This window comes from Proteus sp. FME41 (assembly GCF_014897315.1).
Lineage (GTDB): Bacteria > Pseudomonadota > Gammaproteobacteria > Enterobacterales > Enterobacteriaceae > Proteus.
In genome coordinates this window covers 33806-49231 of record NZ_JABUYL010000017.1, presented here as the reverse complement: position 1 = coordinate 49231, position 15426 = coordinate 33806, and the positions used below count along the sequence as shown (strand labels likewise).

Here is a 15426-nt window from a genome sequence, read left to right as displayed (position 1 = left end):
TATAACGAAGCGCTATATGTAAGCGTAATTAAAACTTTGCGGTTCGATCACATTTTGCCTAAGTTAATTTCACAAAGTAATAACTAATAAGTTATTAACATAACGACTATAGTGACACTGTTTCAGGGAGCGTCTCATGAAAGCAAAATTATTATCATTATTCGTTGTAGGTGCCCTTTCAGTACCGGCATTTGCAGCAACACCTGCCAATACATTAATTGTGGTACAAGGCCTTGATGATCTTGTCAGTCTTGACCCAGCTGAAAGTAATGAGCTATCTAGTATTCAAACGGTACCTAGTTTATATCAGCGAATTGTTCAACCTAATCGTGATAATCCCGAAATTAATGAGCCTATTTTAGTTGAAAGTTGGCAAGCAAACCCTGAACAGAAAACGATCGTATTTAATATTAAACCGGATGCAAAATTTGCATCGGGTAACGCGGTTCGCCCTGAAGATATTATCTTTTCTTATCAGCGTGCGATCACCATGAACAAATCCCCTGCCTTTATCTTAAATGTACTAGGGTGGAAAACAGATAACATTGATTCATTACTGAAAAAAGTCAGTGATAACGCATTAGAAGTGCGTTGGACAGCCGATGTTAGCCCTGATGTAGTGCTTAATATCCTTTCAACACCTATTGCCTCTATTGTTGATGAGAAACTCGTCTCTGCACATATTAAAAATAATGATTTTGGTAATAGCTGGCTAAGAATGAACTCCGCAGGCAGTGGTGCATATAAAATGCGCACCTATCAGCCCCGCCAAGCGATTGTGTTAGAAGCCAATCCACTCTCCCCCACTGGCGCACCTAAAATAGCCAATATTATTATCAAAAATGTACCCGACCCAGCCTCTCGTCGTTTACTGATTGAAAAAGGTGATGCAGATATTGCACGTGAACTGGGTACAGACCAAACAGCTGCATTAGCCGGAAAAGCGGGTATTAAAATTCTCAATATCCCATCTGCTGAACAAGTCTATATGGCGTTTAATACCGCCAGTGGAAATCCAGCCCTTAATAATCCTGCCTTCTGGGAGGCTTCTCGCTATTTAATTGACTACAAAGGTATTACAGAAGATTTAATGCGTGGTCAGTATTTTATTCATCAAAGCTTCTTACCTGTAGGTTTACCGGGTGCTTTAGAAGATAATCCGTTTACGTTTGATCCTGAAAAAGCCAAAGCGATTTTGGCTAAAGCTGGCATTACCAATGCACGTTTTACGTTAGATGTTGAAAATAAAGTGCCTTACATTACTGTAGCGCAATCTATTCAAGCCAGTTTTGCACAAGCCGGTGTACAAGTAGATTTATTACCTGCGGCAGGTAGCCAAGTGTATAGCCGTGTGCGTGCTAAACAGCACCAAGCTGCAATTCGCTTTTGGATCCCGGATTATTTTGATGCCCACTCAAATGCGAGTGCTTTTGCTTATAACGATGGACAATCCAACACCGTCGCTTGGCTAAATGGCTGGAAAATTCCTGAGTTAAGTCAGCAAACATTGGCTGCATTAAATGAAGCAGACAAAACTAAACGTCAATCACTCTATACTGAAATGCAAAAAGAGTTACAACGTAGCTCACCTTACGTCTTTATTGACCAAGGTAAAAACCAAATCGTCATGCGCGATAACGTAAAAGGTTATGCCCAAGGTTTAAATGCCGATATGGTCTACTATGACAAAGTAACTAAGTAATATTTTTCCTGAAGCCATCCACCGTTATATGACGGTGGATGGTCTATTTTTTGCTATTTCACTAGGCTATTGCTGTATGAATACTGCTATGACGTTATCTCTTCGTCTAAAAGGTCAGTTAATCACCTTTGCTCAAGGAATATTGACACTGGTACTGACACTTTTTGGGCTTCTTGTCATTACTTTTACACTTTCTGCATTTTCACCCGTTGATCCTGTCTTACAAATTGTAGGCGATCATGCAAGTCTCGAAACCTATAACCAAGTAAAACATGAGCTAGGATTAGATTTACCTTTCTACATGCAGTTTTTTCACTATGTTGAAACGCTGTTACAAGGGCATTTAGGAACCGCAACATCAACGGGTCAGCCTGTTCTTGATGACTTATTAGCAACCTTTCCTGCCACATTAGAATTAGCGACTGTCGCATTATTAATAGGAGCGAGTTTAGGCATTTTATTCGGTGTGTTGTGCGCACGCTTTGTAGGCACGCCTCTCGATTTTATTTTGAGAATTCTCACGCTTTTGGGCAGCTCAGTACCTATCTTTTGGCTAGGTTTAATTTTACTGCTTATTTTCTATGCCACATTGCAATGGACCGCAGGCCCAGGACGTCTAGACGATATTTATCAATTTACGATTGATCCTGTAACGGGATTTGTATTAATTGATACTTTATTGGCAGGAGATAAAGACGCCTTTTTAAATGCATTATCACACCTTATTTTACCTGTTTCTTTACTCGCTTATTTTGCCCTTGCCGCGATCACTCGCTTAACACGCTCAGCTTGCCTAAATGAGATGAATAAAGAATATGTCACCTTAGCGAGAGCAAAAGGGCTGGGTGAGTTACGCATCCTGTTTTATCACGTATTACCCAATATTCGCGGTGTACTCATGACGATTATCGCCCTTTCCTACACAGGCATGTTAGAAGGTGCGGTATTAACAGAAACCGTATTCTCATGGCCAGGAATTGGTCGATATCTCACGACTGCGCTTTTTGCGGGTGATACTACAGCCATTATGGGTGGAACATTAATTATTGGTCTGTGTTTTGTCTTTATTAATAATATGACCGATATCGTTATTCGTTTGACTGATCCGAGGCTTCGCTAATGCCATCCTCATTTTTAAGAAAAATAGCGCGATCGCCTTCAGCATTTATTGGTTTGTCGTTGCTCGTGCTACTGCTTGTTATTGCCCTGTTTGCACCTTGGTTAGCCCCTTATGATCCTAATTGGCAACATGCTGCACAACGTTTATTAGCACCCAATGCTGAACACTGGTTAGGCACAGATAATTATGGGCGAGATATTCTTTCTCGCATTATTTATGGCACACGCCCAATGCTAGGTTTAGTTGGGCTGGTGGCACTGATTACCCTACCACTGGGATTATTGATTGGGATTTTATCAGGCTATTACGGCGGTTGGACTGAACGAATTTTAATGCGGTTCACTGATGTCGTAATGTCTATGCCTTCCCTTATTTTAGCCTTCGCCTTTGTCGCAATGTTAGGCCCTGGACTGCTTAATGGCGCGTTGGCCCTTGCGCTCACCGCATGGCCTGCTTATGCACGACAGTCTCGCAGTGAAATTCAACATTTACGCAATAGCGATTATCTTTCGGCGGCTGAAATGATGGGTATTAGAGGTATTCGGTTGTTATGGGGACATATTCTCCCTTTATGCTTACCCTCCGCCATTGTGCGTTTAGCGCTGAATTTAGCGGTGATTATTCTCGCAGCAGCAGGTCTGGGTTTTCTTGGGTTAGGCGCTCGTCCGCCAATGGCGGAATGGGGAGCAATGATCGCAGAAGGTATGCCGGTTATTTTTGATCAATGGTGGGTTGCCGCTATTCCGGGTACAGCAATTTTAATCAGTAGTCTGACATTTAATTTATTAGGTGATGGATTACGCGATGTATTGGGAGATACCCATGAATAAAACACCCTTAATTGAGGTAAATAACCTCTGTATCGATTTCCCAAAAGCAAGAGTTGTCAATAATGCCTCGTTCACTTTAGGACAAGAACGTTTGGCGGTTGTCGGCGAATCAGGCTCAGGCAAGTCTATGACTGCTCGTGCATTAATGGGACTTGTACGTCAACCAGGTAAAGTCAGTGCAGATACACTAAATTTGCAGGGAAATAATTTATTGGATTTTTCATCTCGTCAATGGAACAACATCCGAGGTAATACGATTTCAATGGTATTACAAGATCCCCGTTATGCATTAAATCCTGTAAAAACCATTTATCAACAAGTAGAAGAAACCGTAAAACAACATCAAAAACTTTCGCGCCAAGATAGACGCCAATTGATTATTGAAACGCTGTTATCTGTTGGCTTACCTGAACAAAGTATTTATCGCTATCCCGGTGAATTATCAGGTGGAATGGGTCAACGGGTGATGATCGCTATTGCGTTAATTAATAACCCAACCATTTTAATTGCCGATGAACCGACATCTGCCCTTGATGCTCAATTGCGTCATCAAATCCTTGATTTAATCACGAAACAATGTGAACAACGTAATATGGGCTTACTGCTGATTAGCCATGATTTACCCCTTGTTGCTGAATATTGCGAGCGCGTTATGGTGATGTATCAAGGTGAGCAAGTTGATGAACTTAATGCTAAAGATTTACCAACTGCGTCACACCCTTATACACGCACGCTTTGGACATGTAGACCTAATGCTGGCACTTATGGCACCCGGTTACCTGTATTAGATAGAACGCTCAATTTTAAGGGACTGCATCATGCTAATTGATATTCATGATTTACACGTTAAATTTGAGCAAGGTAAACAAGCAAAACATGTCGTAAAGGGTGTCAATTTGCATGTTCAGCAAGGTGAAACCTTTAGTTTAATAGGCCGTTCAGGTTGTGGTAAATCGACCGTTTTACGTGTCATTGCTGGGTTATTACCTCATTGGCAAGGTAATATGTCACTTTTAGGGCAAGCGATTAAACCACAGCAACGTTTTCAGGGTGCCTTGCGTCGTAATATACAGATGGTATTTCAAGATCCCTATGCTTCTTTGCACCCCCAACATCGCATTGAACGCGCTTTTTCTGAGCCTTTAAAAATTCATCAAATTTCTTTTGATAAACAGACCATTGAACAAGCATTATCCCAAGTCGGTTTACCTGCTGATGTAACAAGTCGCTATCCTCATCAGCTTTCAGGAGGGCAACGCCAACGTGTTGCCATTGCAAGAGCGCTTTTATTACGACCTCAGTTATTACTCTTAGATGAACCCACTTCAGCATTAGATATGTCAGTACAAGCCGAAATTTTAAACCTGCTTAATGCATTGAAAAAACAGCATAATATGACTTATTTATTAGTGAGTCATGACGCTGATGTTATCGCACATATGTCTGATAGAGCAGCATTAATGGAAAATGGTGAGTTAACTCAGCACTATGATCGAGAGGCCTTATCAAAAGGGATACATCGTCTTGATGAACATTAAAGCGACGATGTGGTAAACATAAAAAATCGCAGTACTTAATTAAATACTGCGATTTTTAAAAATGCGACTGTGTTGATGCTATTTAAACTAATAAGCCCGGAAAAATAGAACGTAAGCCGGTCACAATAAATTCTATACCTAAGGACATTAATAATAAGCCCATTATACGGGTTACTACGTTAATACCCGTTTGCCCTAGATATTTTACTAATAATGTTGCACTACGAAACAGTAACCAACAACAGAAAGCAAAAAACATACTGGTTGCTGCTAATCCTAAAAAATTTGTAAAACCTTCCCAACGAGAACTCCACACAATACAAGAGCTAATTGCACCGGGCCCTGCCATTAAAGGTAATGCTAAAGGTACAACGGCAACACTGTTACGTACCGCAGATTCATTTCTTTCTTGATTGTTCTGTTTATCTTCCCCTAAACGTCCATTTATCATGGTCATCGCAATAGTAACTATCAGCATTCCCCCCGCGATACGAAATGAGTCGATAGAAATGCCAAAAACACTTAGGACAGAATCCCCAATTAACAAGGAAGAAACTAAAATAATTGCAACGGAGCCATTTGCAATTAAGTTTGTTTTATTGCGCCCTGCATCCGTTTGGTAACTCGTCATACTAATAAAGACGGGCAAAATGCCAATTGGGTTTACAATCGCAAAAAGACCAACAAAAAATTTAATATAACCGGATAAATCCAGCAGTGACCCCATGAAAAGCCCCTTCTTGGCTAATAAACATGCGAATTATTCTCTAAAAGATAGAATAACTCTAAAAAATGCGCGTTACTTTAAATCAATAAACCAGTTAATTCTATTACTTAACAAGTTTTTACCTAAAATATTCTCTTGCAAACCGAGAAAAACCCAGTGATTTAATTTTATATCGAAATAAAAGATACGACAAAAAAATCGTTGGACATTTTTTACATATAATTCTCATTCTCATTAACTGGCTTGCTGAAAGGTGTCAGCTTATCAATTTTGTGATATATATCACGTTAATTAATTAGAAAGATGGTAAGCTGTTATCATTCGAAAAAAGAGAGTTCTTTCGAAAATATATTTATGTTTATTATTGTTTTTTTTAAGTTTTTTAAGCAAATTAGGGCTTCTAATTATTATTACTGAAATAAGTACGTTGTTATCTATCTAGACTATTCTTATTAGTGGCGATTAAAACGGCTAATTTGCTTAAAAAATTTAACATTTTATCAGGAGTCTCTTTATGTCTGTAACTAACGTTACTGAACTCAATGATTTGGTTGCTCGTGTAAAAAAAGCGCAACGTGAATTTGCTAACTTCTCTCAAGAACAAGTTGATGCAATTTTCCGTGCTGCTGCATTAGCTGCTGCTGACGCCCGTATTCCTCTTGCAAAATTGGCTGTGAAAGAGTCTGGTATGGGTATCGTAGAAGATAAAGTGATTAAAAACCACTTTGCTTCCGAGTACATCTATAATGCATATAAAGACGAAAAAACCTGCGGGATCTTATCTGAAGATCTGACCTACGGCACAATGACTATCGCTGAACCTATTGGTATCATTTGCGGTATCGTCCCGACAACAAACCCAACCTCTACTGCGATTTTTAAAGCATTAATCAGCTTAAAAACACGTAATGGTATTATTTTCTCGCCACACCCGCGCGCAAAAGAAGCGACAAATCGCGCCGCTGAAATTGTTTTAAATGCAGCTATTGCGGCGGGCGCGCCCCAAGACATTATTGGCTGGATTGATGAGCCATCCGTTGCTCTATCTAATGCATTAATGCACCACGAAGATATCAACCTGATCTTAGCGACAGGTGGTCCGGGTATGGTTAAAGCCGCTTATAGTTCAGGTAAACCGGCTATCGGTGTAGGTGCGGGTAATACCCCCGTTGTTATTGATGATTCTGCGGATATCAAACGTGCTGTTGCCTCCATTTTAATGTCTAAAACTTTCGATAACGGTGTTATTTGTGCTTCAGAACAATCCGTTATCGTCGTTGACAGCATTTATAAACAAGTTCGTGAGCGTTTCTCAACTCACGGCGGTTATATGTTAACGGGTAAAGATTTAAAAGCGGTTCAAGATATCATCTTAAAAGACGGTAACTTAAACGCTGCTATCGTGGGTCAACCAGCAACAAAAATTGCTGAAATGGCCGGCATCAGCGTTCCAGAAAATACCAAAATCTTAATTGGTGAAGTAAAAGAAACCACTGAAGCAGAACCTTTTGCTCACGAAAAACTGTCGCCATTATTAGCGATGTACCATGCTCAAACTTTTGAAGATGCAGTACATAAAGCCGATAAACTCGTTGAAATGGGCGGTATCGGTCACACTTCTTGCTTATACACAGACCAAGATAACTGCCCTGAGCATGTTGCCTATTTTGGCGACAAAATGAAAACTTCACGTATTTTAATCAATACTCCAGCCTCTCAAGGGGGTATTGGTGACCTATACAACTTTAAACTCGCGCCTTCTCTAACATTAGGTTGTGGCTCATGGGGTGGTAACTCTATTTCAGAAAACGTAGGGCCAAAACACCTTATCAACACTAAAACCGTGGCGAAAAGAGCAGAGAATATGTTGTGGCATAAACTTCCTAAATCTATTTACTTCCGTCGTGGTTGCTTACCTATCGCACTGGAAGAGATCGCCAGTGATGGTAAAAAACGTGCCTTTATCGTGACTGACAGTTTCTTATTCAACAATGGTTATGTTGATGAAGTCACACGTGTATTGAAAAAATTTGGTGTCGAAACAGAAATTTTCTTTGAAGTTGAAGCAGATCCGACATTAAGTGTTGTGCGTAAAGGTGCAGAACAAATGAACAGCTTTAAGCCTGATGTGATTATCGCATTAGGGGGCGGTTCTCCAATGGATGCAGCGAAAATCATGTGGGTTATGTATGAACATCCAGAAACCCATTTTGAAGAATTAGCATTACGCTTTATGGATATCCGTAAACGTATTTACAAATTCCCGAAAATGGGCGTGAAAGCACAAATGGTTGCTATCACCACAACATCAGGTACAGGTTCTGAAGTTACCCCATTTGCTGTTGTGACTGATGATGAAACAGGCCAAAAATATCCATTAGCAGATTATGCATTAACACCAGATATGGCTATTGTTGATGCCAATCTTGTTATGAACATGCCTAAATCTCTGTGCGCATTTGGTGGTTTAGATGCTGTTACTCACGCATTAGAAGCTTATGTTTCTGTATTAGCTAACGAATATTCTGATGGTCAAGCACTGCAAGCGTTGAAATTACTGAAAGAATACCTGCCAGCAAGTTATCACGAAGGGGCTAAAAACCCAGTTGCTCGTGAGCGTGTACATAATGCAGCAACCATCGCAGGTATCGCTTTTGCAAACGCATTCTTAGGTGTTTGTCACTCAATGGCGCATAAATTAGGCTCTGAGTTCCATATTCCTCATGGTTTAGCCAATGCGTTATTAATTTCAAACGTTATTCGTTATAACGCCAATGACAACCCAACAAAACAGACTGCATTTAGCCAATACGATCGCCCTCAAGCCCGTCGTCGCTATGCGGAAATTGCTGACCACTTAGAGCTTTCAGCGCCAGGCGATCGCACTGCAGCTAAGATTGAAAAATTATTAGCTTGGTTAGAAGAAATGAAATCTTCATTAGGTATTCCATCTTCTATTCGTGAAGCGGGTGTACAAGAAAGTGATTTCTTAGCAAAAATTGATAAGTTATCTGAAGATGCATTTGATGATCAGTGTACAGGTGCTAACCCACGTTATCCGCTGATTTCTGAACTAAAACAACTGCTGTTAGATACATATTATGGTCGTGAATTTAATGAGCATCCTGTTGTTGAAGTAAAAGAAGAATCAAAACCAGCAAAAAAAAGCAGTAAAAAATAATCAAAATTTTATGTGTTAGTCTAGTCCTCACATTTTGATTATTGCAGCAACCCAGTTCAAGCACTGGGTTGCTGTTTATTTTTCTTTCCTCAGTAAAAATACTCAATATTTTCCCCTGCTCTACTGTTTTTATTTCTATTATTAGAATAATGACTTTCTTGATTCATCTATATTTTACGCTAGGTCAAATCCTAAGCGGTTTTCTTTTTAAACCACCCTGTTGCATTACCTATCTATAAAAAATGCGCCAATACAGATTACAGAGCTTACTCAACTCTGCTCTTCTTTCATTGGTTAGTATAATTATTTCATTTCACACTTATTATCATCATAAAATGAATATGAGAACATGTGATTTTAAACGAGGGTTACCTTCTTAAGGCTCACAAACAGGCTTTGTTTTTGTTAAAACAAGAGGAAATGAATAGCATTGGTAATTCAAATTCTTAAATAATAATCAAAGTATCTTGATATATAATATTTTATATCGCCATCATTAATGGCATATTTTTTATAACAAACATAATTTCAATAAAATATTATCAAAACTAAGCCACTTGTTTAATAATGCAATAAAAGGTTGCTATTTGTGCGCTTTGCTAAAAAAGTACTCCTTTTGTAGTATAAAAAGAGTGTTCCCCCATCACATTAAAGTATAGAGAATACGGTACATTGTTTATTAGGCAATAATTCAAGTAAATACATAAACCGCACCAATAAGACTCGATATAAATGTTTCATTATGTTAGTCATAGAGAGAAGAAATAAAATCGCTAGCCATTTATGACATCTTTTATTCAATTTTATTAATCTATGAATAATATAAGTACATCAAATGTTTTTCCTTCTTATCATTTGTAAAAAACAATATCAGCATCACAAAACAAACACTCTACGTATATTTGATTATGTTTTTTTTGATTAATGATAATGAATTCTATGAAAGAAATAGTTTTTCTCATAAAAAAATAACCTTTCTTTACATAAGAAAATCAAACTAACAGTAACTTGATATAAAAAAGGCCAATAAATTGGCCGAATTAAAAAAATAGATAAACATTTTTTAGTATTAAAAAATATATAAGAGGATATTTGAATTCTTATTTCCGCCCCTCTTTCACCATTATAAATTAGTCAAAGAGGGAAAAGAAAAGGGTTACTCTTGCTCGATACTCCCTTTTAGCGTTGCCTGTGTATAATGCTTACGGCAAACTGAAACATATTTTTCATTTCCACCAATTTCAACTTGAGCACCATCACTAAGCACATTTCCCTTATCATCTAAGCGTAATACTTTATTTGCCTTTCTACCGCAGTAACACACTGTTTTAAGCTCAACCAGTTTATCTGCCCATGCTAATAAATAAGCACTACCTGTAAATAATTCACCTCTAAAATCGGTTCTCAACCCATAAGTCAGAACAGGGATATCATAGATATCCGTTATTTCACAAAGTTGTTCAACGTGAGCCTTACTTAAAAATTGGCATTCATCAATCAATACACAATGAATAGGTTGTTTGTTATGCTCAGTGACAATGACATCACGAATATTCATATCATCACTAAAGAGTAATGCATCCGCACTTAAGCCTATTCTTGAGCTAATTTGTCCCTTTGCAAAGCGTGTATCAATAGCCGCAGTAAAAATCAATGTACGCATTCCTCGTTCATTATAGTTATAAGAGGATTGCAATAAAGATGTTGATTTTCCAGCATTCATGGCTGAATAATAAAAGTAAAGCTGAGCCATCAGCTCTCTCCTTAAATAGTGTTTATTTTCACGAGCGACAGTCTAACATAAACAATCTACAAGTTATCAATAACCCCTATTTATTACCTTTATTTCTATTCTAGATATACCATCAAAAGATGAGAGTCGTTGTGAGTGCTAATTTTTGCTTAAAAAATAAATAGCTTTAATAAGTACTTAACATATTAAAACACGCCTTGATATACGTTTATTAAAGTATGAAAGTTAGCCCTAATCCATTTTTAGAAAAAAGTCCGTTATTATAAAAAAATGAACAAAGCTTTCTATTCTTTTACATTAGCGCTATCATCACTTAAAAGATGCATTTACTTACTCATATTTCCTTTATTGACTAAAGATACCTCAACATTTATTATTTTTTTCGTTGAGATATTAGTTTAAAAAAAAGAAATTTTACGTAAGGTTTGTATTTAGGTATTGCAGAAATTTAAATAGCAATCTATTATTAGTATTACATCAGCCAACAACATTTATTTGAGACCAGGAAAATGAGCGAATCTTTAAAAATATTAAATAACATCCGTACTCTCCGCGCACAAGCAAGAGAAACTTCTTTAGAAACTTTAGAAGAAATGCTGGAGAAGCTCGAAGTTGTCGTTAATGAGCGTCGTGAAGAATTCTCATTAGAAAAAGCAGCTGAAGAAGAACGTGTTCAAAAATTACAAAAATACCGTGAAATGTTAGAAGAAGCGGGTATTGATCCTACAGATTTGCTTGAAGCAAGTGCTGTAAATAAAACTGGCCGTGCTAAACGTGCAGCTCGCCCAGCTAAATATTCTTACGTTGATGAAAATGGTGAAACTAAAACTTGGACAGGCCAAGGCCGTACACCTGCTGTAATCAAACGTGCTATTGAAGAAGAAGGCAAATCACTAGACGATTTCCTTCTCTAATTTAAGCCAATATTCTATTTAAAATACCCTTTTAAATAATTAAAAGGGTATTTTCTTGTTTACCCTATTTTATTAATCAAACGTTTAATTTTAATATGCGCTGATGTTGTTTGTTTTAAGATTGTGTATACAAAATAGAGAACGTGATAACCACGTTATTCGCTTTTATTAATAATGAAAAAGGAGCTTTTATGGCTCCTTTTTTCTTTGCTTCAACAAAATTGATAGCATTAATTTTTATAATAACTTAAATACCAATCAACAAACTGTTTTACACCATATTCTACATTTGTATTTGGTGAAAAACCGGTTGTCTGAGCAAGATCTTGACAGTCTGCACAAGTAGAAAGGACATCACCATCTTGCATCGGCATTAAATTCAATTTAGCTTTAATATTTAACGATTTTTCTATCGCTTCAATAAAATCCATTAGCTTAGTGGGTTGTCCATTACCTACATTATAGATTTTATAAGGCGCTGAGCTTGACGATGTTTCACCTTTCTCAACAGTCCAATGATCATCAGCTTTAGGTAGAATATTAACTAAGCGAACAACTGACTCTACAATATCATCCACATAAGTAAAATCACGGGTCATATTTCCGCCGTTATAAACATCAATAGGTTCACCTGCTAACATTGCTTTAGTGAACTTAAATAATGCCATATCAGGGCGACCCCAAGGACCATATACAGTGAAAAAGCGTAATCCAGTTGTCGGCAATTGATATAGATGCGAATAACTATGAGACATTAGCTCATTAGCTTTCTTTGTTGCAGCATATAATGAGACGGGATGATCAACGCTATCTTCTGTTGAAAAAGGTTGTTTTTGATTTAATCCATAGACAGAGCTTGAAGACGAATAGATAAGATGCCCTACTTTATTATGACGGCATCCTTCTAATATATTAATATGACCAATAATATTTGCATCAATATAAGCCATTGGGTTTTCAATTGAATAACGGACACCCGGTTGAGCAGCTAAATGAATAACTCGATCGAATTGATGTGTTGCAAATAATTGAGCCACTTTTGTTGAATTAACGATATCAACTTTTTCAAATTGGAATTTTTCTAACTGCTGTAATTTAGCTAATCGAGCTTCTTTTAAACGCACATCATAATAATCATTAAGATTATCGACACCAACAACATGATAACCCATGTCGATTAAACGCTGACTTAAATGAGAGCCTATAAAACCCGCAGCACCTGTTACCAATATTTTCATATTATCACTCAAAATAACCCAATTAATTTATTTTTATGTCAACGCTATCATGCTTAATATCACCTTGATTAAACATCATAACGCTTAACATCATCATACTTTACAGACAATAGTATGGCCCAATACATGACGCATTGAGCCATACCTTAATCTCTTGCAATAACTTTTTCTAGCCTTTCTAACAAAATAATCTGTTTATAACACACTATTTATTCGTATGATTTATTCAATAAGAACTTCCATGCAAAGCAGTTATTGCCTAATTTCATTTTACTGTATCTTTAATGATTTTAACCATTGTGTGAAATCTTCACCAAACTCTTCGTGCTGTATCCCGTATTCCACAAATGCTTTCATATACCCTAATTTATTACCACAATCGTGGCTTTTCCCTTGTAGGTGATAAGCCTCAACGGCTTCTTGTTCAATCAGCATTGCAATCGCATCTGTTAACTGAATTTCATCACCCGCACCCGGTGCTGTTTTTGCCAATAAAGGCCAAATACTTTCAGATAACACATAACGACCTACGATAGATAAGTTTGAAGGCGCTTCTTCTTTCTTCGGTTTTTCGACAACACGAGTAATAGGTTTGCTTTCACCTGGGCATAAATGTTCGCCCATACAATCAACAATACCGTAGTTAGAAACATCATCTTCTGGAACTGGCTCAACTAAAATTTGGCTTGCCCCTGAACGCTCGAAATGAGAAAGCATTTCTTTAAGGTTTACTTTCGTTAAATCTGCACTGTATCTGTCCAAAATAACATCCGGTAGGATAACAGCAAAAGGTTCATCGCCAATTAAAGGTTTTGCACATAAAATAGCATGACCTAATCCTTTTGCGATCCCTTGACGTGTTTGCATAATGGTGACATGGCTTGGGCAAATACCTTGTACTTCTTCTAATAACTGGCGTTTAACACGTTTTTCTAAAATGGCTTCTAATTCAAAACTGGTATCAAAATGGTTTTCAATTGAATTTTTAGATGAGTGAGTAACAAGGACGATCTCATTAATCCCTGCTGCAATACACTCATTAACCACATATTGAATAAGCGGTTTATCAACCACTGGCAACATCTCTTTAGGAATTGCCTTGGTTGCAGGTAGCATTCTTGTTCCTAACCCAGCAACAGGGATCACCGCTTTTCTAACTTTACGCACTGCTGATGACATGATACTTCTCCTGCAATTCGTACCGTTCTATTTTCAGATATGAATGGGTACATTAAAAAATAATCGCCAGAGTATACCAGCTAATATCTAAGGATAAACAGAGCCCTACCGCTTAATTGAGATAGTTCTTCATTTATGTTTAATATATGCACGATATTCTGTTTTTATTTAATCTAAATTTAACTTTCATTGATAGGTGAGAACATTAATTTAATCTGATTTGTGTTATCCCAAATTTTACATTGCCAATTTGTTCCTTCACATTTTATTTGATTAATATATAAAAGCTGCAATGTGCCCAAAGGAATACCACTATTCAATTCATGTTTTTTACTTTCTGTTTTTATTTCTGCTCGTAATCCTGCCGATGCTAATAGTATATTTTTTTTCTTTGTATGGTAATAGCCTAAAGTAATGGGAAACTGCCCTTTCACACCAATTTCATTAAGCATTTTATTGAGTTTATTCAACATGTTATACATACTAGGCAAAGAGCGATTTTTTTCTGATGATTTTAATACATCATTAAAAACAACTCTTAAAAGTAATGCGACAAGTAATCCATTCTCATCATCACGAGATATATCTACACAATAAAAAATAATTTGATCTTCTGATAATGCCGCAATATCAAATAATAATCCCATTTTAGCTGCGTCATTTAACTGACGATAATTAACACAATAGCCTGCAACAACTTGTTTAACCTGTGGTTGCATCTGTTTTACGAAAGATTGAATATAATGAACATCTTTTCGTAAGCTATTCCAAAGCGGCTCTAAATGAACACCCTCTATTAATACTGATTCAAAAAAACCTGGGCATAATACTTCAATTACTTTTTGTTTTAATTTATCGAGATGTGTTATTGGTTTAAGAAAAACTTCTTGTGCCCCTAATCGCAACATATCATCTATTTCAGCCATATTATCAGTACATGAAATTGCAATAACGGGAATAGAAAGTTTACGTTGTTCTAGGTGACACAAAAATGTAGGGCCATTCATAATCGGCATACGTATATCACATAAAATCAGATCAGGATGTAATCCCTTTTCAAGTAGAGATAAAGCCTGACTGCCATTATCTGTGGTATAAACACACGCCTTTTCATGTGAGAAATATTCCGTCAGCATAGTGCGAAAAACAACCTCATCATCAATTATTAAGATTTTTTTACCCACTAATGCTTTATTCATAGGTTACTCCTGTAACTATCGTTTCACATGCAGATTAATTAACGC

Annotated in this window: 12 protein-coding genes; 7 read left to right on the top strand and 5 right to left on the bottom strand. The window is 37.1% G+C overall.

Annotated elements, in window-relative coordinates; translation table 11 throughout:
- Positions 1–136 precede the first annotated feature (136 nt).
- The 5 genes from INT04_RS14940 to INT04_RS14920 all read left to right on the top strand — a co-directional run bounded on the left by INT04_RS14940 (position 137) and on the right by INT04_RS14920 (position 5190).
- A complete protein-coding gene (locus INT04_RS14940) occupies positions 137–1702 on the top strand; it encodes an ABC transporter substrate-binding protein (RefSeq protein WP_193016891.1) in 1566 nt (521 codons plus the stop codon).
- 76 nt (positions 1703–1778) lie between these two features.
- Positions 1779–2822 (top strand): ABC transporter permease, encoded by a 1044-nt coding sequence (locus tag INT04_RS14935; RefSeq protein WP_193016890.1) that lies wholly within the window; start codon positions 1779–1781, stop codon positions 2820–2822.
- Positions 2822–3652 (top strand): ABC transporter permease, encoded by an 831-nt coding sequence (locus INT04_RS14930; protein ID WP_193016889.1) that lies wholly within the window; start codon positions 2822–2824, stop codon positions 3650–3652. The genes INT04_RS14935 and INT04_RS14930 overlap by 1 nt, the downstream gene beginning before the upstream one ends.
- A complete protein-coding gene (locus INT04_RS14925; RefSeq protein ID WP_193016888.1) occupies positions 3645–4481 on the top strand; it encodes an ABC transporter ATP-binding protein in 837 nt (278 codons plus the stop codon). The genes INT04_RS14930 and INT04_RS14925 overlap by 8 nt, the downstream gene beginning before the upstream one ends.
- Positions 4468–5190 (top strand): ABC transporter ATP-binding protein, encoded by a 723-nt coding sequence (locus INT04_RS14920; RefSeq protein WP_193016916.1) that lies wholly within the window; start codon positions 4468–4470, stop codon positions 5188–5190. Before INT04_RS14925 ends, INT04_RS14920 begins: the two co-directional genes overlap by 14 nt.
- Before the next feature lie 82 nt (positions 5191–5272).
- Here INT04_RS14920 and INT04_RS14915 read toward each other — a convergent pair whose 3' ends face one another.
- The gene (locus INT04_RS14915; RefSeq protein WP_193016887.1) at positions 5273–5917 is read right to left on the bottom strand and encodes a YchE family NAAT transporter; all 645 of its coding nucleotides are present in this window, start codon (positions 5915–5917) and stop codon (positions 5273–5275) included.
- Between the two features lie 514 nt (positions 5918–6431).
- Here INT04_RS14915 and adhE point away from each other — a divergent pair.
- Positions 6432–9098 carry a bifunctional acetaldehyde-CoA/alcohol dehydrogenase gene (gene adhE / locus INT04_RS14910; RefSeq protein ID WP_193016886.1) on the top strand — a complete coding sequence of 889 codons (2667 nt, stop codon included), beginning with the start codon at positions 6432–6434 and terminating at the stop codon, positions 9096–9098.
- Positions 9099–10254: 1156 nt separating this feature from the next.
- Here adhE and INT04_RS14905 read toward each other — a convergent pair.
- Positions 10255–10851 carry a thymidine kinase gene (locus tag INT04_RS14905; RefSeq protein ID WP_193016885.1) on the bottom strand — a complete coding sequence of 199 codons (597 nt, stop codon included), beginning with the start codon at positions 10849–10851 and terminating at the stop codon, positions 10255–10257.
- Between the two features lie 509 nt (positions 10852–11360).
- Here INT04_RS14905 and hns point away from each other — a divergent pair.
- Entirely contained in the window at positions 11361–11765 is a 405-nt protein-coding gene (gene hns, locus INT04_RS14900; RefSeq protein WP_193016884.1) for a histone-like nucleoid-structuring protein H-NS, read from the top strand.
- 230 nt (positions 11766–11995) lie between these two features.
- On the opposite strand, the gene INT04_RS14895 is transcribed toward hns, so the two are convergent.
- The 3 genes from INT04_RS14895 to rssB all read right to left on the bottom strand — a co-directional run bounded on the left by INT04_RS14895 (position 11996) and on the right by rssB (position 15381).
- A complete protein-coding gene (locus tag INT04_RS14895; RefSeq protein ID WP_193016883.1) occupies positions 11996–13003 on the bottom strand; it encodes an NAD-dependent epimerase in 1008 nt (335 codons plus the stop codon).
- Between the two features lie 270 nt (positions 13004–13273).
- Positions 13274–14182, bottom strand: coding sequence for a UTP--glucose-1-phosphate uridylyltransferase GalU (gene galU, locus INT04_RS14890; protein WP_193016882.1), 909 nt, complete (start codon positions 14180–14182; stop codon positions 13274–13276).
- Between the two features lie 179 nt (positions 14183–14361).
- Positions 14362–15381, bottom strand: coding sequence for a two-component system response regulator RssB (gene rssB / locus INT04_RS14885; protein WP_193016881.1), 1020 nt, complete (start codon positions 15379–15381; stop codon positions 14362–14364).
- Positions 15382–15426: the final 45 nt, after the last annotated feature.